The organism is Vibrio sp. D404a (assembly GCF_030248535.1).
In the GTDB taxonomy this organism is placed as follows: Bacteria; Pseudomonadota; Gammaproteobacteria; order Enterobacterales; family Vibrionaceae; genus Vibrio.
This window is the reverse complement of sequence record NZ_JAHGAJ010000025.1, coordinates 219,166-236,024: the sequence shown is the minus strand read 5'-3', so window position 1 is coordinate 236,024 and position 16,859 is coordinate 219,166. Positions and strand designations below refer to the sequence as shown.

20 protein-coding genes and 1 riboswitch are annotated in these 16,859 nt (G+C 44.2%); of the genes, 11 read left to right on the top strand and 9 right to left on the bottom strand.

What is annotated here, in order from left to right:
- Nucleotides 1-312: 312 nt before the first annotated feature.
- Nucleotides 313-837 carry a DUF3087 family protein gene (locus KI655_RS16610; protein WP_285407226.1) on the bottom strand — a complete coding sequence of 175 codons (525 nt, stop codon included), beginning with the start codon at nt 835-837 and terminating at the stop codon, nt 313-315.
- 241 nt (nt 838-1,078) lie between these two features.
- Between KI655_RS16610 and trmY the strand changes: the two genes are divergently transcribed.
- Entirely contained in the window at nt 1,079-1,678 is a 600-nt protein-coding gene (gene trmY, locus KI655_RS16605) for a tRNA (pseudouridine(54)-N(1))-methyltransferase TrmY (protein WP_285407224.1), read from the top strand.
- 118 nt (nt 1,679-1,796) lie between these two features.
- Here the strand turns inward: trmY and KI655_RS16600 are convergent, their stop codons facing one another.
- Entirely contained in the window at nt 1,797-2,099 is a 303-nt protein-coding gene (locus KI655_RS16600; RefSeq protein WP_285407222.1) for a hypothetical protein, read from the bottom strand.
- 440 nt (nt 2,100-2,539) lie between these two features.
- Nucleotides 2,540-3,625, bottom strand: a complete 1,086-nt coding sequence (locus KI655_RS16595; RefSeq protein ID WP_285407221.1) for a permease — start codon at nt 3,623-3,625, stop codon at nt 2,540-2,542.
- Between the two features lie 235 nt (nt 3,626-3,860).
- Between KI655_RS16595 and KI655_RS16590 the strand changes: the two genes are divergently transcribed.
- Together KI655_RS16590 and sigZ are read left to right on the top strand one after the other, a co-directional pair.
- Nucleotides 3,861-4,154, top strand: coding sequence for a helix-turn-helix transcriptional regulator (locus KI655_RS16590; protein WP_285407219.1), 294 nt, complete (start codon nt 3,861-3,863; stop codon nt 4,152-4,154).
- Complete coding sequence (sigZ, locus tag KI655_RS16585; RefSeq protein WP_285407217.1) at nt 4,141-4,725, top strand: RNA polymerase sigma factor SigZ; 585 nt, start codon at nt 4,141-4,143, stop codon at nt 4,723-4,725. Before KI655_RS16590 ends, sigZ begins: the two co-directional genes overlap by 14 nt.
- A 78-nt stretch (nt 4,726-4,803) precedes the next feature.
- Here sigZ and KI655_RS16580 read toward each other — a convergent pair whose 3' ends face one another.
- Nucleotides 4,804-5,424 carry a YitT family protein gene (locus tag KI655_RS16580; RefSeq protein ID WP_285407216.1) on the bottom strand — a complete coding sequence of 207 codons (621 nt, stop codon included), beginning with the start codon at nt 5,422-5,424 and terminating at the stop codon, nt 4,804-4,806.
- A gap of 352 nt (nt 5,425-5,776) precedes the next feature.
- Here KI655_RS16580 and KI655_RS16575 point away from each other — a divergent pair, with 352 nt between their 5' ends.
- The 4 genes from KI655_RS16575 (at nt 5,777) to KI655_RS16560 (ending at nt 8,535) form a co-directional block, all read left to right on the top strand.
- Nucleotides 5,777-5,998, top strand: coding sequence for a hypothetical protein (locus KI655_RS16575; protein ID WP_285407215.1), 222 nt, complete (start codon nt 5,777-5,779; stop codon nt 5,996-5,998).
- Nucleotides 5,999-6,013: 15 nt separating this feature from the next.
- Complete coding sequence (locus KI655_RS16570; RefSeq protein WP_285407213.1) at nt 6,014-7,234, top strand: MFS transporter; 1,221 nt, start codon at nt 6,014-6,016, stop codon at nt 7,232-7,234.
- A gap of 153 nt (nt 7,235-7,387) precedes the next feature.
- Nucleotides 7,388-8,113, top strand: coding sequence for a sulfite exporter TauE/SafE family protein (locus KI655_RS16565; RefSeq protein WP_285407211.1), 726 nt, complete (start codon nt 7,388-7,390; stop codon nt 8,111-8,113).
- Between the two features lie 62 nt (nt 8,114-8,175).
- Nucleotides 8,176-8,535: an MmcQ/YjbR family DNA-binding protein gene (locus tag KI655_RS16560; RefSeq protein ID WP_285407210.1), complete on the top strand. Its 360-nt coding sequence runs from the start codon at nt 8,176-8,178 to the stop codon at nt 8,533-8,535.
- 43 nt (nt 8,536-8,578) lie between these two features.
- Here the strand turns inward: KI655_RS16560 and KI655_RS16555 are convergent, their stop codons facing one another.
- Nucleotides 8,579-9,334, bottom strand: coding sequence for a phosphatase PAP2 family protein (locus KI655_RS16555; protein ID WP_285407209.1), 756 nt, complete (start codon nt 9,332-9,334; stop codon nt 8,579-8,581).
- Between the two features lie 454 nt (nt 9,335-9,788).
- Nucleotides 9,789-9,952: riboswitch (FMN riboswitch) on the top strand.
- Between the two features lie 146 nt (nt 9,953-10,098).
- Here KI655_RS16555 and ribB point away from each other — a divergent pair.
- Both ribB and KI655_RS16545 read left to right on the top strand, forming a co-directional pair.
- Nucleotides 10,099-10,755 carry a 3,4-dihydroxy-2-butanone-4-phosphate synthase gene (gene ribB / locus KI655_RS16550; protein ID WP_150868561.1) on the top strand — a complete coding sequence of 219 codons (657 nt, stop codon included), beginning with the start codon at nt 10,099-10,101 and terminating at the stop codon, nt 10,753-10,755.
- Between the two features lie 304 nt (nt 10,756-11,059).
- Nucleotides 11,060-11,908 carry a hypothetical protein gene (locus KI655_RS16545; protein WP_285407207.1) on the top strand — a complete coding sequence of 283 codons (849 nt, stop codon included), beginning with the start codon at nt 11,060-11,062 and terminating at the stop codon, nt 11,906-11,908.
- A gap of 139 nt (nt 11,909-12,047) precedes the next feature.
- On the opposite strand, the gene KI655_RS16540 is transcribed toward KI655_RS16545, so the two are convergent.
- Nucleotides 12,048-12,941 carry a LysR family transcriptional regulator gene (locus KI655_RS16540; protein ID WP_285407205.1) on the bottom strand — a complete coding sequence of 298 codons (894 nt, stop codon included), beginning with the start codon at nt 12,939-12,941 and terminating at the stop codon, nt 12,048-12,050.
- A gap of 170 nt (nt 12,942-13,111) precedes the next feature.
- On the opposite strand from KI655_RS16540, the gene KI655_RS16535 reads away from it, so the two are divergent.
- Nucleotides 13,112-13,744 (top strand): NAD(P)-dependent oxidoreductase, encoded by a 633-nt coding sequence (locus KI655_RS16535; RefSeq protein WP_285407204.1) that lies wholly within the window; start codon nt 13,112-13,114, stop codon nt 13,742-13,744.
- 63 nt (nt 13,745-13,807) lie between these two features.
- Here the strand turns inward: KI655_RS16535 and KI655_RS16530 are convergent, their stop codons facing one another.
- Nucleotides 13,808-14,458, bottom strand: a complete 651-nt coding sequence (locus tag KI655_RS16530) for a cupin domain-containing protein (RefSeq protein ID WP_285407203.1) — start codon at nt 14,456-14,458, stop codon at nt 13,808-13,810.
- Nucleotides 14,459-14,596: 138 nt separating this feature from the next.
- The gene (locus KI655_RS16525) at nt 14,597-15,364 is read right to left on the bottom strand and encodes an SDR family NAD(P)-dependent oxidoreductase (protein WP_285407202.1); all 768 of its coding nucleotides are present in this window, start codon (nt 15,362-15,364) and stop codon (nt 14,597-14,599) included.
- A gap of 105 nt (nt 15,365-15,469) precedes the next feature.
- Between KI655_RS16525 and KI655_RS16520 the strand changes: the two genes are divergently transcribed.
- Entirely contained in the window at nt 15,470-15,808 is a 339-nt protein-coding gene (locus KI655_RS16520; protein ID WP_285407201.1) for a helix-turn-helix domain-containing protein, read from the top strand.
- 68 nt (nt 15,809-15,876) lie between these two features.
- On the opposite strand, the gene KI655_RS16515 is transcribed toward KI655_RS16520, so the two are convergent.
- The gene (locus KI655_RS16515; RefSeq protein WP_285407200.1) at nt 15,877-16,782 is read right to left on the bottom strand and encodes a LysR family transcriptional regulator; all 906 of its coding nucleotides are present in this window, start codon (nt 16,780-16,782) and stop codon (nt 15,877-15,879) included.
- Nucleotides 16,783-16,859 lie beyond the last annotated feature (77 nt).

Below are 16,859 nucleotides of genomic sequence, written 5' to 3'. Positions count from 1 at the left end.
AATTGTTAAAGAGCTTTTGCTTATCGAAACTTTCTTTTTACAAAGAAACCTCTCAAAGCGGACGTGCATTCTAGCGATTTAATCTTCAGTGTCAAACACTTTTTGAAAATTAATTTCTTTCGAATTTTCGTCTTACTGATTACTGCTGAAGCCTTGTGGCGTCTGCCGTGTCAGTGAGGCGGCATTATAGAGATCATCTAAAACTTGGCAACCCCTTTTTTAATAAAAAATCGAAAAAAGTGCTTAGATGGCTACTTTTAATTCAAAACAGGCTTAAATCGTCTATTCAGCAAGCAAAATGGTCGTTTAAAGTCAAAATTCAGCAATCATTTCTTTGGTAAAGTCATTCAAAGACAGTTCAATACCCCAATTCCTAGCCTCGTTCTCTATATTTTCTAATGCATTTTGAACAGAACTAATCGTTAGTGTGTTGTTATCTAGGTCGTATACCTGTTTCTGCGTCGTGTAATAGAAGAAAAGAGTCGTTAGTGCATTTCGATTCCCCGATTCCGATGCTGCCTTTATCTTCTTTAACTTTCGATAGATCTGATTATGGATTTGTTTAAGGTTCCATACATAAACCGCTTCATTGAGATAAGGGTGAGTCTTTATCTTTGACGCGATAAACGCATTCAATGCAATGGCAAGCACAACACCGAGTAAGTTAAGGTGAAAATTTCCTGTCGATTCACCCGCTAAGTTATCTGTTGAACCAAACAACTCAATAAGCAGTGAACCAAAACCAATCGCACTTATCGCTAGTGAAGCCACTAAACCAATCAGCAAGACATTCATCTTTCTTCGATATTGTTCTTTGTCGATTTTTTGCAATCTCATTGATAACTCCTTGATATCAGATGACGGTTATTCTCTATATCTCTTTAGCTGTTCTCAACCGCTGAGATGTTTAAATGTGTTAACCATCTATTTACTACGTATAAAAAGAAGAAAGGCGCTTAAAACACGACAGGTTATTTGACTTCAATAAGAGAAAGGAGTTACATACCGCGATAAGTTAGTAATCATTGATACGGGCTCTAACCTCCTGCAGCTCCGTATAACTATTAAGGTACATTTCATGCGTTCATTCGTACTACGTGCTCGTGCGGCACCAACCGAAAGCAAACTCATTTTAGAAGGCGTCGGTCAAGAAGCTCATACCGAGATTTTGGCACACACGTTAATGAACACCATCTTCGTAGCCCAATCTCACCGCGAAGACGTGACTGTTCATCTTGTATTAGAGAGTACCAAGGACTTTTCTCGTACCATTACTGTTGATTCAAACGCGATCACCAATATTGGTGGTTTCCATGAGAGTGCACTTTTAGCCGCTGTTGTACGTGCTGTCGATGCATCGCAAGGCATGGGTAAAGAAGAGACAAGACAAGTTGAACCTGGCATTACCGTTCGAACTATCAGTTTCGAGAAGTTGGTTAAGGAGCTTTCTGAAGACCACCAGCTTTACATGATGGATAAGAAAGGTGACTTTATTCGTGATGCTGAGATTGCTGACAATCCATGTTTCTTGCTGACCGATCACATTCCAATGCCAAAGAAAAGCTATAACAGCCTAAAACGCTTAGGGACTGAGAAAATCAGCCTAGGGCCTAACATGCTGTTTGCTTCACAATGCGTAGTGTTAATCAATAACGAGCTAGACATCCGCGGATTCTAGTCTTGGAATTGCGCGCTATATAGTAAAGCCCGGTAACTTGAATCACTCAAAGTTACCGGACTTTTGATTTTGTTGTCGCTGGTCATGTGCTCGTTCCATTTAATCTAGGTTCGAGCTCTCACATCAAATCTCGCATAAGTGTTTCATACTGCTCTGACACCAGCACGACCAAATGATTGAGCTCTTTTGCATCGTCCTCCGCCAGTAAAAGCGACCAGTCCTTATGTTGCCCAGATTCGTCTCGCCCAACCACTTTTATGTGTCCTTGCTCAGACTCAAACGACAAATGACTAAAGTCAGTATCGTGGTGTTCATGAGACTCTAAAATATCAAATTCTAGATTTCCTGTTGGCTTTACCTGAACGTGCGCATGAAAATGTTGTTGATTCTGTAACTCATACTCCCTGTGTATCGCGAACATACGTCCTCCTATTAACCTAATCCCGAATGATTCAGCACCAAACATCGAAGCCATAGGCTTATTAATCCGAAGTTCCGTTCAGCCTGCTTCAAGAGTACGTGCTGTTATATAAAGTGTAGGCATTAGCTCTTAGTGATAGAGCAAAATAGGCCTGCTGTTTGATACTAGACAAAATAAGGTTGAGTATTGTTACAGTCAGATTGATATTTCTTGACGCCAGTTCCCTAGCACCCAAAACGCAAGAACCGAACAAAGCGATTTGTACATAAAATGTGCACTTCATTATTGGTTCCATCGCCTTATCGTAATGCTTCCACAAAGCACCTTATTTCCTTTTATTTGGCTGCAGAAAATTACAAGGCTTAAAAATAGAAAAGAGCTCAACTGAGTGAGCTCTTTTGCTATCTAGATTCGGGTTGTTTCAACTTAACCCAGCAAGATTAACCAAACATAAATGTGTATAGGTAACCTGCACCAATCGCCATGCTTAGGATTACGAATAGGAACGCGGCAATCATTTGATTCTTGAAGATAGATTTAAGCAAAATCACTTCGGTCAAACTTGCACCCGCACTACCAATAATCAACGCCATTACTGAACCAAGTGCCATACCTTTCTGTACGAGAGCTGCACTCAAAGGAATTACGGCTTCCGCACGGATGTATAGTGGGATACCAATAACCGCTGCGATAGGAATCGCGTACCACTTGCCTTCACCTGCATACTCAGCAATCAAGTCTGTTGGGATAAAGCCGTAGATGAATGAACCAATGGCAATACCCATCATTAGGTAAGGGAACACTTGTTTAAAGTCTTTCCAAGTCGATAGCCAAATACGCATCCAACGGCTTGGTTCTTTCTTCTCGACAACTTCAGCTGTCGCTGCACCACTTGTTGAACAACAAGAGACTTCCACTTTTGGTTCTTCTTTCGTACCACAGCATGATGTTTCTTTTGCCATTACCGGTGCAGGCTCTCCACATGAAGATGTTGCACAAGATGACTCTTTATTCTGAGCTTTCGGTGCTGAGTCGCCACAGCTTGTACCACAACTTGTTGCACCCGCTGATTCATACGCCTCTGGTTTTACATAGCGTTCAAAGCCCAGTTTTTCAAGAACGTAACCCGCTACAACAGAGACTGTCATCGCGATTACAAAGTAGAACATCGCCACTTTCCAACCGAAAGTCACAACAAACAGGCCAATGATCACTGGATTAAGCAGTGGGCTACCGAATAGGAACACCATCATAGGACCAAAACCCGCTCGCGCTCTTAGCAAACCTTTGAGAAAAGGAATGGTCGAGCAAGAACAGAATGGTGTGATTGCACCAAGCAGTGCCGCGACAATATAACCTTTACCCTTACGTGAGCTTAGAATCGACTGAATCTTTTCTGGTGTCAGAAATTCCTGCAGCACGCCAACAATGTAGCTAATCGCTAAGAAAAGGATGATCAGTTCGGTTGCTAAGAAAGCAAACATGTCTAAGGCTTCTTTCGCCATGGTGAGTATTTCGTTGTTCATAATTAACTCCAGATTGAGCACAGACAGTTCAAAGTTTTCTGAATTCTCTAAACTGCATCATTTCGAATATTCTCGAATTATAGAAATATAAATTTAATGATCAAGTAATATTTCGAAAAAAATCGAAATATATTCATTCAACACTAAAGATCAATAACTTAGAGATGATCAAACGATGAGAATTGAAATGACACCACATTTCGACTATTATCGAATTAAATTTTGAGGAGCCGCTATGAACTTAGAAACTGTAGCCAAAGCGTTAAAAGAGTTGGGCCACCCTATTCGCCTGTCGATTTACAAGACGGTTGTGAAAGCTGGGTATCAAGGTATTGCCGTTGGAGGCTTGCAAGAAGAGTTGGGAATTCCGGGCTCTACTCTTTCTCATCATATCTCTAGCCTTGCATCTGCAGGTCTTATTAGCCAAAGGCGAGAAGGTCGCACTCTGTTTTGCGTTGCTGAGTATGAATGCCTAGATGGCGTGATCGACTTCCTAAAAGATGAGTGTTGTGTCAATGACCAATGCTAGTGCTTCGAGCCTGAACCTTGAGCAGATTTGGTCTCAATACCAACAGGCTCTCAAGGCTTTCCTACACTCTAAGGTTAATCATCCCGACGATGTCGATGACCTACTGCAAGAGATTCTGCTCAAAACGTATCAAAACCTCGATACTGTGCAGGATGCAGATAGCATCAAGGCATGGCTGTTTCAGTTGGCGAACCGTACGATCATCGACTTCTACCGTAAACGTGCTCGTGACCTCCGTGATAGTAATATAGACGCGGAAGAGCTTTGGTTTGCCGAGCTTGATCAGAACACTGAATTTAAGCAACAACTGGCACAATGTATTGAACCCTTCATTCAAGCTCTACCAGAGAAAAACGCATCACTTCTGCTTGCGGTCGATATTAAAGGGCAAAGCCAAAAAGCGTTGGCGCTGAGCCAAAACAAAAGTTATTCGACCATTAAATCGCAAGTTCAGAAAAGTCGTGAAGAGCTGAAGAAACTGTTTGAGGAGTGCTGTCATTTATCTCTTGATAAACACGGCAGCGTGATCGATTGTGACCGAAAGCCCGACAGTAGTTGTGGTAGCTGTTAATCACAGTCGCAAAGACGAAAAAGCCAGCTTTGACGCTGGCTTTTCTACTATTGGTTGCTGCTATGTCTTTTTGCAAACCTAGTTACTGTTCACCGCTTGAGGTGCGACTGGTTGATAGCGACCCGGCTTATGATTCATCGCTAAGATTAGGTTAGTCACCACTGCCCCGACGATCGAAAGCAGAATCAATGAAACATCAACAATAAACAGCGACAAAATTACGATCGTACAATCTAACCCCATTTGTACCTTACCCGCACGAATACCGAAGCGTTCTTGTAGGTACAGAGCAAGAATGTTGAAGCCGCCTAGGCTCATCTTGTGTCTAAAGATCACCAACATACCCGTACCAATCAAACCACCGCCTAACATTGCCGCATAAACCTTATTGATCTCTGCAATCTGAATTACGTGGTAAAGGTGGTCAACTGCAAACGACACGATAGAAACCGCAATAAAGGTATTGATGGTAAAGCGCCAACCCATACGGGTAACCGACAGAATATAGAAAGGTAGATTAAGTGCAAAGAACACTTGGCCGAAGCTAAGCTCTGTGATTTTGGTAATGAAGATAGCTAACCCTGCAGTACCACCAGTCAGCAACCCTACTTGATTGAAAAAGATAACACCGAGTGACACCAATGCACTGCCTAGGGTTAATGCAAGTAGGTTCTCTCTGAGGTTATGATCTTTGTCCATTTGGATGACTCTCCCTTAAATTCCGAAACTTTTCTCGCTCATCCTGAAGCGATTTCGGCACTAGGGTCACGATTTTTAAGGAATATGTCGAGTTTACAGAGTGTGATCAATGTAGCTCAAATCGTATGCTTTTGTTTACAAGCATATAAATAGTCTTTTATTACAATACTTTATGTTCGGGTTATTATAACAAGTTTATAAAGCTAACTCCCAAGGCGCACACCACGCGTTGTTTGTTCTTCAATCTATGCATGAAACGCATAGACTGCATCACAAATGGTCATTTGTCTCATACCAACACTCTCATTAAGATGCGCGACTTCTTACCACATTGAGCGTATGTAAAACCCTTATGTTTTCACAATCTCTTTTTGCCCAATTAACCAGAATGACTCTGTTTTTGGTCATCAGTTTAGTGGTGGTTCACCATAGCCAACCACTGATCGATCTTTTGGCGCAACATGCCGTAAGTAGTGGATGCCACCAACAGTCTGCACATGACCATTCTGGGCACGAACATCATCACGACATGGGTGAACATGACATGTCTGCACATCACTCACATCATCATTAATTTAAGAGTATTAGAATGAGTATTTTCCGTTTTCCTTTACTGGTATGGCTTGGGATCGGCACTTTGATCATCAGTCTAGGGATCAGACAATCATTCGGCATTTTCATGATGCCAATTTCCGAACACTTCGGCACCGGCCGTGAGTTTTTCAGCTTTGCTATTGCATTACAGAACTTGCTCTTCGGTGTGTTTCAGCCGTTTGTTGGTATAGCGGCAGACAAATGGGGTGCTAGACGCATCATCATTGCGGGCGCATGCGCTTATGGATTGGGTCTACTTCTTACTTCCATCTCTACCGAATCGAGCATGCTGTATGTTTCACTTGGCGCGTTAATCGGTTTAGGTTTGAGTGCCACAAGTTACGTAATCGTACTTGGCGCAGTTGCAAAAGTCGTCCCAGCGGAACACGCAGCAAAAGCCTTTGGTTTAACCACGGCGGCGGGCTCGTTTGGTATGTTCGCTGTGATCCCGGGCGCACAATACATGCTCAATGAATTTGATTGGCAGTCTGCGATGCAAGTGTTCGCACTACTGTGCTGCTTAATGATTTCGTTTGCACTGTTTATGCGTACGCCTAAACCAAAGAGTACTGATGAAGCACGAACAGCCAGCGCAGAGGACTCACAAACTCTAAAACAAGCGTTGTCTGAAGCCTTTGCACATAAAGGGTACTGGCTTATCCATGCTGGCTTCTTTGTGTGTGGGTTCCACGTAATGTTTATTGCCACTCACTTACCAAGTTACTTGGCTGACAAGAACCTACCAGCGAGCAGTGCCGCAATGGCATTGGCTTATGTTGGTATCTTCAATATCTTCGGCTCCTACTTTTGGGGTGTGATGGGCGACAAGTTCAGCAAACGTCATGTGATGTCTGCACTGTACTTGGTTAGAACAGCAGTGATTGGCGCATTTGTAACGCTACCAGTAACCGAATCGACAGCGGCTATTTTCGGTGCGGCGATTGGCTTTTGCTGGTTAGGCACAGTACCACTGACATCAGGCTTAGTTCGTCAGATCTTCGGTGCGCGTTACCTATCTACTCTGTATGGCTTGGTGTTCTTTACTCACCAAGTAGGTAGCTTCTTAGGGGCTTGGGTCGGAGGTCGAATTTACGATTACTACGGATCTTACGAACCAATTTGGTGGTCGACAGTCGTGCTGGCTTTTGCTGCTGCACTTATCCATTTACCAATTAATGATAAGCCAATTGAGCGTCTTAAGATGGCAATGGCTTAATGAAAACAAACGGCTGCTCTGTATGAGTAGCCGTTTTTCTATTCGTCTCGACAAGCTACTCTTTTTACAGAAATTTTGCCGACATATGGGACAGACAACGCCATTTTAATTTATAGTATTTGTCTTCTCTCCCAATTCACAGATTGATACCACATGGAACTGTTCGATCAGACCGTCATTATCGCAATGGCGCTCATTTTTGCTGGCTCTTTTGTTCAAACCGCGATTGGTTTTGGCTTAGCCATTGTTGCTGCTCCATTGCTGTTTCTGGTTTCACCGGATTACGTCCCTGCCCCGATCTGTTTAGTCGGTCTGTTTATCTCTATCTTCAATGCCATGAAGCACCGCAGTAATATCTCAATTGGCGGTCTAAAGGTTGCACTACTGGGTCGTATCCCGGGCTCATTGGCAGGTGGGGCGCTGCTGGTGATGGTATCCACCAGCGTGTTGTCATTGTGGCTGGGTTTATTGGTGGTGTTTGCGGTGATAGTGAGCTTGCTGCCTTTCCGATTGGAACCGACACCGACCAAAATGGGTATCGCAGGCTTTTTCTCTGGATTCTTTGGCACCAGTTCAGGCATTGGTGGTCCGCCAATGGCGCTACTACTGCAACATCAAGATGCCAACCAACTGCGTGGTAACTTGTCAGCATTTTTTGTGTTCAGCTCTATCATTTCATTGATTGTGCAGATCCCGATTGGCTTCTTTACCTTGCATCATTTAGTTATTACCTTGCCACTGCTTCCTGCGGCTTGGCTTGGCTATAAACTGGCATTGATGACCACGCAAACTCTGCCTAAAGAACAAATTCGTATCGGGGCACTTTTGCTGTGCTCAATTAGTGGTGTCACAGCAATATGGCAAGGGTTAGCGGGTTAACTTGTCGAACGGCAAAGCGTCGCTGACAATAATAAAAGCGGTACTTAGGAAGGGATGACTCAATGGATTACGAACAATTTAATGAATTCTGCAAGGCGTTGCCCGCGACCACGTATGTGATGCAGTGGAACAACTCTCATGTGTGGAAAGTGGGTGGAAAGGTATTTGCGATTGGTGGATGGGGCCCTGATGATGAGCCTGCTTGTATTTTTAAAGCTTCCAACCAAAATTATGACTTCTTAAAAGACGCTCCAGGTTATCGACCTGCGCCCTACTTTGCCTCCCGCGGGATGAAATGGATTCAATGTACCGATACTCAGCTCGACGTTGAGGAGCTTAAGTACTACCTCGTCCAATCTCATAAGATCGTTTCTCTTGGATTAACGAAGAAAAAGCAGGCTGAACTGGGATTGAATCAGTGATGAATCACAGCTGACGTCATCACTGAACTCTCACCGCTTTCAGCTAACCAAATGCCCTAAGTGACTTAAACCAGCTGGGTAGATAAGGCTCTATCTTATAGGTCGGTATCACAGGCACTATGGCATACAACAATGCCGCAAATGCTACCGACGCGGCTAAATCGATGGGACGATGCATTCCCAACCAAACTCGGCTATATGCCACCGCACCAGCCCAGACTAACAACGCCCCTACCCATACAAACTTGCGTGCCTGCCAAAACAGGCCACCAAAGAACGCGACACAAATACCGACAAAAATCATATGCCCCGATGGGAATGAGTAATCTGTCTCGCCCAGCCAGTGAAGGGTTCGCCAATCGCTGACCTGACTAGACACCTGAACAATAGCGTCGTTTTTGGCGAGTAAGGGTAACTCGTAAAAGGCTTCCGGCAACTCAACCACTTGTTGTTCTGCCAAGTAAACCGCATATGGCCTTGGGCTCTCTGTGACGTGTTTAAGGTAAGTCTTAGCAGCAAAGCTTAAACCAAGCAGAATCAAGACTTGAACACCAACACTCACTAACTTAGCAGCGGGTAAACGCAGGCTAAGCAGCATGAAACCGAGCACTAACAGTGTGATGATGAATCCCTGACTGCCCGCAGAATAAGTCACGTAAGAGATCAACGCGCCGACCAAGCTATCAACGTCACTAGCGAAATTAAAGTCGGAGCCAAATAGAGAAAATGGCAACAAGGAATACAGGCTGAGAGCAAGGAGCAATAAACCTTTGGATTTATTAGAGAATAAGACGTTCATTGTGATGGCTTAACGTTGAAAAAGTCGAATGCTAGCTCACCTTAACACCACCAATATCAATTTTTTGTCAGAAAGATCATTAAGCTGTCATATTTCTATAAATGACATAAAATCAATGTCTTGATTGTATTCTTACGTTCACTCACATTCACAAGGGACGCCGTTGAATACACTCTTTTAACCTTTGTCTTTGTTCCCACAATCCTAGTCTTTTGTTGCCTGTAAGCAAAGTCTTTGCAGCCCGTGAACACAGCCTTTATTAACCATGCTCTGCGTGCTTTAACTCTACATGGTATTTTTCAGCAAAGCGCACTTATGTATCGAAAGCGGGTAAATAATCAGCAAAGTGTTCGCTAATTGCGTAAAGTTTGCGAGCTGTCCTTTTCATATGCCGATGAAAGGATTACCATTCCCGTGCTTTTGAAATCAATCTCGAAAGCCAATCAAATTTATTTTTTATTCTCAGGGCGGGGCGAAATTCCCCACCGGCGGTATACCACTCAAGTAGTTTCTTTGACTTACTCCGTGGTCAGCCCGCGAGCGCTCGATTCGTCGAGGTCAGCAGATCTGGTGAGAAGCCAGAGCCGACGGTTATAGTCCGGATGAGAGAGAATGGAAACACACCACTCGCATAGTTGAGTTGGTGCATTTCGTTTTGGATAAAGCCATGCGAACGACGATCTGTCTTAGTGATAGGTCGCGACGTCACTTGGTTGTCATCCCTCATGCAAGCCCTGATTCTGGTGATGTTTAGGAGTTTAACCATGAATCAGTCTTCAATTTTAGCCGAATTCGGCGAACCAATCGAACGCGTTGAAAACGCACTACAAGCACTGCGCGAAGGTCGTGGCGTACTTCTACTTGACGATGAAGATCGCGAGAACGAAGGTGATATTATCTACTCTGTAGAGCACCTAACCAATGAGCAGATGGCGCTGATGATCCGTGAATGTAGCGGCATTGTTTGCTTGTGCCTAACTGACGAACAAGCAAACCAGCTTGATCTTCCGCCTATGGTTGTTGACAACAATAGCGCTAACCAAACGGCTTTCACTGTGACTATCGAAGCAAAAGTTGGCGTAACAACCGGCGTTTCAGCAGCTGACCGTGTAACCACCATCAAAACGGCTGCAAACCCAAGTGCGAAACCAAGCGATCTTGCACGCCCGGGACACGTATTCCCGCTGCGCGCTCGTAAGGGCGGCGTTTTAGCTCGTCGTGGTCACACTGAGGGTACGGTTGATCTTATGCAAATGGCAGGTTTACCTTCTGCTGGTGTACTATGTGAAGTGACTAACCCAGACGGCACAATGGCGAAAACGCCAGAGATCGTTGCTTTTGGTAAGCTGCACAACATGCCTGTATTGACTATCGAAGACATGGTTGCTTACCGTAATCAATTCGACCTAAAGCTAGCATAAACGAAACAACACGTTTAAAGACCATTTCAAGCCCTACTCTGTGAGCGGGGCTTTTTCGTGTATAACGACCACCTAGTACATCACAACGGATCAAGTCCACTACTTCCCCTCTAAATCACAACTACCTATATCATTGATATCCAGATATATCTCATCAAACTCTCCCTATTTTAGGGCTAAATTGCACCAAGTTAGACAACCTCACATACGCACATAAACATAAGACACTGAATAATATAGTTTTTTTATTCTGGCACGCTTGACGCATACCACTAAGGAGGTATTCACATACAAGGAGTCAGTTATGTTTATGCTTATTTCAACAATTGTGTCTTTGGCTATGGTCTACGCTCTGTTTCACTTTTCACAGAAGCGCCAAAAATCAAATGACCGAAAATTTGATACGTTAGTGTTGCTTAGAGAGCTATTACAACTTTCTCGTAAGCACCGCGCAGCAACCCACTATGCATTAACCTGCAAGCTTTCAACGGAATCGGTGCAACGCGTCAATACTCTGTATCAGTCAATGATGACAACATCAAACACCCTGATTCAAAGAGGCCCTTTCGATGGTCGCCCGATGTATCGCATTTATCAGCTGAAACTCAAGGCGATGCACAACGATTGGCAAACTCGAAGCTTAGTACGAAACCAGTTCATTCATGGCAAAACCATTCGTCACAATATGTTGTTAATGGATGAATTGATGATCACTTGGCTAACAGAATCTGAGCAAGCTGATCTAGTGGATGATTACCATGCTGAATGGCTGCAGGTTCTAGACTGCATGGAGACGCTAACCAAGCTTAGAATGTGTATTCCAGACATGGACAAGCAAGATGAGTTCTTACGCGCCAAGTTCTACGCTGACCAAATTCATAGGCACCTCAACCGCTTGTCGTTGATCTGCCCATTGAGCTTAGGCTCTCCAACCGGTTCACGTGCGCTACAAACACTGACGGATATTCATGACAATGAGCAACGTATTATCACAGCAACCGCGATGTATGAATTAACCAGTGATATTTCGACCATCATTGCGCAGGTATATGACCAAATATTGTCTCGAATGACAGAGACGCTTTATCTACCGCTTCCAGAGATTTCGTTAAGGCTGGCAGACGACCATCAAGGTGTACACGGTTCCGTGTAAAGGCAGCACATTCAAAGTCGTCGTCCTATAGAACTCCCCACATTGAGTTCGTATCCGATATCACTTTTGGTATCGGATTTTTGTATTTATAGCGCCATAATTTCCCACTCTCAGATCTTCAGGAAAAGCACTCATCAAGCTATTGAGGCCGTAAAATATCTTGTGACCATGTCTGTGCAACGAAATCAATAAACTGACGAACCACAGGAAGCTGATAGCTCCTTGATAGATACACAGCCCATAGCGTGCTACTTGGCACAACGAAGTCAGTGAGAATCGGCACGAGTTCACCGTTAGCAATAATGGGATTAGCAATATCACACGGCAATCTTACAATCCCTTTCCCGCGGCAAGCCGCTCTAACCAGAACGCCAACATCATTGGCCGTAATAGAGCCTGACACTTCTACCGAGTGCTGCTGGTTATCTTTAACAAATTGCCAATGAGAGAGCCCTAGGTGTCTAAAGCAGTTGTGATCTCTTAGATCGGTAATGTGTTTTATTGGATCGTGTCGCTCTAAGTAATCAGGCGAGGCACATATCACCGAGTCAATCTTCATCAATTTACGCGCTATCAAGTTCTCGTCTGGCTGATCGGTATGACGAAGGGCGATATCAATTCGTTCATCCACCAATTGGGTGAAGCGATCTGAAGCGAACAGCTCGATGGTTACCTGCGGATGAAGCTCTGTGAAGGCTTCGACCACATCCAACAGTAGATTCTGAGTCAAACCGATTGGGGCGGATATCCGAACAACACCCGACAGTTGCTCTGTCATGTTAAGTGCACTGACTTCTAATTCAGCGGCCTCATGTAAAATTCGCTCACAACGAATCAGCGCCGCTTCACCTGCAGTCGTTAAACTTACCTTTCGCGTAGTGCGATGCAGCAAGCGCTGCTTTAACCAGCTTTCAACCTCTTGAACATGCCTTGAAACCTGAAGCCGACTCATCCCTAACTGTTCTGCCGCTTGAGTGAAGCTGGAACAAGTCGCGACTTCTACAAAACTTCGCATCGCGTTCAATCTATCCAATGGTGACTCCTTACTTTCTCTACCGTTTAGCTTGAATCAATATCCAGCTCAAGTCTATTGGTAACTTATATCGATACAATCTACATCATTAATCGATATTTATCACACATAAGCATGCTATTAGACTGCAATGGTTGTCGAAACACAGAATTAATTAACGGAGAATCATTATGAAAATTGCAGTATTAGGTGCATCAGGTTGGATTGGTAGCCACATTGCTAAAGAAGCAGCATCACGTGGTCATGAAGTTGTCGCGATTGTGAGAGACTCAAGCAAAATTGAGCAAGAAAGTTTAGAAGCTCGTACTTTCGATTTGCTCGATCCACAAGCGAAGATCAACGATGTGACATCTGATATCGATGTGGTGATTGCCTCAATTGGTGGACGTGCACTGGGCAATCATGAACTGGTTAAACAGAGTGCGGAGAAACTACTCTCTGAATTGCCAAGCGGTCGTCGCTTAATGTGGGTTGGTGGAGCTGGCTCTTTGGAAGTAGCGCCTAACGTGGAATTGGTTACTGTCCCTGATTTCCCAGAAGAGTACAAAGCCGAAGCGCTTGCTCAGGGTGAGGCTCTTGAAGTATTCAAACAATCAAACAGCGATGTGCAGTGGACATTTGTTAGCCCAGCTGCAGAGATCTTCCCAGGTGAAACGACATCTCAATATCGCATTGGTGGTGATCAGCTATTAACGGATGCTGAGGGTAACAGCAAAATCTCTGTATCAGATTACGCTATCGCAATGATTGATGTATTGGAAGGTGATGAACACATTAACCAACGAATCGGTGTGGCTTACTAATAGCTTCAAGCCTTATCCTTGCCTGAGTCCGCTCTATTAACGAGCGGACTTTTTCACAGATGTTTAGAAAGGAAGATGACCCGTTTTCACCAGAATGACTGTCTCTTCTTCCACAAATGGGAAATGTTCGCTCATATGTGGGCTGCGCATCCAAGTATGTTTTGGATAGACACCGTGTTCATCTCGAAAGGTGCCAGAAAGCACGAAGATCTCTTCGCCACCAAAATGACGATGCGGCTGAAAGCGTTCACCTACAGGCCATTTCACCAAAGCGACATGTTCATGCTCAAATTCGTGCAGGGGCATTACCTGCAAGCCGCCAATACCCGGTAACCACTCGGCTTGGTTGGTATCGACTCTTACCTGAGCCAAATCTCTATCATCAAACTGATTCAATTTAACCAAAATCGTACAGCCATTTTTACTTGATGGAGAGTGAGCGCTGCCTGGAGGGTTACGAATATAGGTGCCCGCAGGAAAGTCACCTGTCTCATCTGAAAATACGCCTTCTAACACAAAAATCTCTTCCCCTTTTGGGTGAGGGTGCTCTGAGAAAGAAGACTCAGGATCGTACTTAACCACGCTGGTCGTGTGGCCGGACTCTTTGGCTTCGCGCTCTAGTGGCTTTCTCCACACACCTTTTGCAGGGCTGGCTACCCACTCCATAGGGTCAGTTTCAATCACTAACCTTTTTGAAAAATCCATATTAAACATGATGGTGACCTTACTCTTGCTCTCGTTATTATTGTTCTATCGTGACTAGTTTAATTGCTTTCATTGTACGCGAATAATCAAAGAGGTGACCATTTCCGATTTTGTTCAGCATAGTGCCACCTCAAAAAATTCCGCCTATCAGTTACGACCCGCAATCACACCGCCATCAATATCCCAAATCGCACCGGTTACCCAGTCTGCACTGTCGGACAACAAGAAAGAGATACTGTTGGCGATGTCTTGTGGTAAACCGACGCGACCAATTGGGTGGAAATCATTAAAACCTTCAAGTGCCTCATCCACCTCTTCTGGATTAATAAATGATTCGTAGATAGGTGTTTTAACCACAGCAGGTGATACTGCATTAACTCGAATATTATGCTCAGCGAGCTCCATCGCCATGTGTTGCGTCAGTGAGTGAAGACCCGCTTTCGCCATTGAGTAAGCTGAAGATGGCGTCGCTTTGATCGCTTGTTTCGCCCACATAGAGCCGACATTTACAATATTGCCACCACCCGACCGAATCATCTTCTTAGTGACCGCTTGCGTAATGAAGAAAGTCGCTTTGTTGAGCTGCATATATTGGTCATAATCTGACGTTTGGTGATCAACAAACGCTTTAGGATTAAAGTAACCCGCTGCATTGACTAGATAGCCAATACCTTCTTCTATCGAAGCTAAATGCTCGATAAGGCGAGCGGTGCTTTCATCGTCATAGAGATTGGCTTGCCAGCCTGAAGCGTGACCGATAGTTTGCAACTCTGACACCGCGCTATCTAGCTTAGTTGCGTTGTTGCCGACCACCAATACATGGATATTTTGAGCGACAAGCTGCTTTGCTGTTTCAAGGCCCATCCCACTTGTTCCACCAATAACGACAGCAATACCTTTTTTAGTGAAGTTCATTTTGTTATCTCCTAAGTCATGTGAACGTGGTAATCTTAGGGCTTGAACTAACACTCTGAATAGTAAGTACAAATCGGTTAGGTAGGTACTTTTTGGTACATCTTTATGAAAAATCAGGAAAACTTTTTTTCTAGAAAATCAGCACCAGAACGCTCGGCACGTATGGTGGAAACCATCTATGGCTGCAAATGGTCACTCACGGTTTATCAGTTGCTGGCGAATGGCATCAACCGACCGGGTGAAATGGTACGTTCGGTGGAAGGGTTATCGACTAAAGTGTTGAACGAGTGTTTAAAGAGGAATGTTGAGTTCGGTATTTTGGACAAACAGATGTTCAACGAATTGCCACCAAGAGTGGAGTACCACGTCACACCATTTGGTGAGAAGTTCTTAGTGATTCTGGAACAATTAGAACAGCTGCAAAATGAAATAGATGAAATGTAGATCTGGTCTCAATACTGCTGGTGCGTTCTAACTATCCACCAGCAGCAAAAACAATCTTTGTACTAACTCTAGCTCACAGACATCTCTTCAAAACGATTCTTAACAAAGTCTATAAAGGTGCGGATTCGGCTCGGCTGGTAGCGGTCACGATGATAGATTGCAGAAAAGTCCACGCTCGGTACAACCCACTCATCAAACACTTGAACTAGCTGCTGGTTGTTCAGCTCTTCCAAACAGTAGATGGTAGGTACACGAATAATACCATTGCCCGCCATCGCCCCTTGAACTAACACTCGACCATTCTTGCACTGCAAACGCCCATTCACATGAACATCGACGAGTTTCTTACTGTCTTCCAGAGCTTGAAAACTCCATCTACGAACCGACCCCGTTAAACAGTCATGCTGCGTTAGCTCTTTTGGGTGAGCCGGTTTGCCTTTACGTTCAAAGTAAGCAGGGCTGGCAAGAGTACCCATTTCGATATCGAGTAGCTTACGGGCGATAAAGCCTGCATCTTCCAAGCTCCCCATACGAAAAGCGATATCAAAGGCGTCTTCAATCAGATCCACACGGTGGCTACTGAAATCTAAGCTGATGCTGATATCTGGATAAAGCTGCATAAATTCGTTGACCAAATCAGCAATAATCACTTCACCAAGATAACCGCCAACACAGTTAACCTTAATGTCTCCCCTCACTTCTTCAACATCATCAACAGCCGCAATCAAAGCTTGGTCAATATTGTCTAGCGCCTGTTCGCATCGTTCATAGAGATCTTGACCTGCATGGGTGAGTCGTAACATGCGTGTGGTGCGGATAAACAGTGTCACGCCCATCTGCTTTTCTAAGCTACTTACTTGACGAGAGACATGGGAACGAGAGACATCTAACTCTTCTGCCGCTTTAGTGAAATTGCCCAAGCGTGCAATGAGAACAAATGAACGAATATCAGACAGGTTAATTTGATTGAGCATAGTCGCGATTCAGTCAGAACAAAGATGCTTTTATTGTTGCAGTATGACAACAGTGTTTCAAGTAAAGCGCTATATAT

What these genes read in the sequence shown, in the direction of transcription:
- KI655_RS16590 (WP_285407219.1), top strand. Translation starts at nt 3,861, where the DNA reads ATGAACTTAGAAACTGTAGCCAAAGCGTTAAAAGAGTTGGGCCACCCT.
- KI655_RS16610 (WP_285407226.1), bottom strand. Translation starts at nt 837, where the DNA reads ATGAGATTGCAAAAAATCGACAAAGAACAATATCGAAGAAAGATGAAT.
- KI655_RS16520 (WP_285407201.1), top strand. Translation starts at nt 15,470, where the DNA reads ATGAAAAATCAGGAAAACTTTTTTTCTAGAAAATCAGCACCAGAACGC.
- KI655_RS16555 (WP_285407209.1), bottom strand. Translation starts at nt 9,334, where the DNA reads ATGAACGTCTTATTCTCTAATAAATCCAAAGGTTTATTGCTCCTTGCT.
- KI655_RS16525 (WP_285407202.1), bottom strand. Translation starts at nt 15,364, where the DNA reads ATGAACTTCACTAAAAAAGGTATTGCTGTCGTTATTGGTGGAACAAGT.
- KI655_RS16595 (WP_285407221.1), bottom strand. Translation starts at nt 3,625, where the DNA reads ATGAACAACGAAATACTCACCATGGCGAAAGAAGCCTTAGACATGTTT.
- KI655_RS16570 (WP_285407213.1), top strand. Translation starts at nt 6,014, where the DNA reads ATGAGTATTTTCCGTTTTCCTTTACTGGTATGGCTTGGGATCGGCACT.
- sigZ (WP_285407217.1), top strand. Translation starts at nt 4,141, where the DNA reads ATGACCAATGCTAGTGCTTCGAGCCTGAACCTTGAGCAGATTTGGTCT.
- KI655_RS16535 (WP_285407204.1), top strand. Translation starts at nt 13,112, where the DNA reads ATGAAAATTGCAGTATTAGGTGCATCAGGTTGGATTGGTAGCCACATT.
- KI655_RS16530 (WP_285407203.1), bottom strand. Translation starts at nt 14,458, where the DNA reads ATGTTTAATATGGATTTTTCAAAAAGGTTAGTGATTGAAACTGACCCT.
- KI655_RS16575 (WP_285407215.1), top strand. Translation starts at nt 5,777, where the DNA reads ATGTTTTCACAATCTCTTTTTGCCCAATTAACCAGAATGACTCTGTTT.
- KI655_RS16560 (WP_285407210.1), top strand. Translation starts at nt 8,176, where the DNA reads ATGGATTACGAACAATTTAATGAATTCTGCAAGGCGTTGCCCGCGACC.
- KI655_RS16545 (WP_285407207.1), top strand. Translation starts at nt 11,060, where the DNA reads ATGTTTATGCTTATTTCAACAATTGTGTCTTTGGCTATGGTCTACGCT.
- ribB (WP_150868561.1), top strand. Translation starts at nt 10,099, where the DNA reads ATGAATCAGTCTTCAATTTTAGCCGAATTCGGCGAACCAATCGAACGC.
- KI655_RS16565 (WP_285407211.1), top strand. Translation starts at nt 7,388, where the DNA reads ATGGAACTGTTCGATCAGACCGTCATTATCGCAATGGCGCTCATTTTT.
- KI655_RS16600 (WP_285407222.1), bottom strand. Translation starts at nt 2,099, where the DNA reads ATGTTCGCGATACACAGGGAGTATGAGTTACAGAATCAACAACATTTT.
- trmY (WP_285407224.1), top strand. Translation starts at nt 1,079, where the DNA reads ATGCGTTCATTCGTACTACGTGCTCGTGCGGCACCAACCGAAAGCAAA.
- KI655_RS16515 (WP_285407200.1), bottom strand. Translation starts at nt 16,782, where the DNA reads ATGCTCAATCAAATTAACCTGTCTGATATTCGTTCATTTGTTCTCATT.
- KI655_RS16580 (WP_285407216.1), bottom strand. Translation starts at nt 5,424, where the DNA reads ATGGACAAAGATCATAACCTCAGAGAGAACCTACTTGCATTAACCCTA.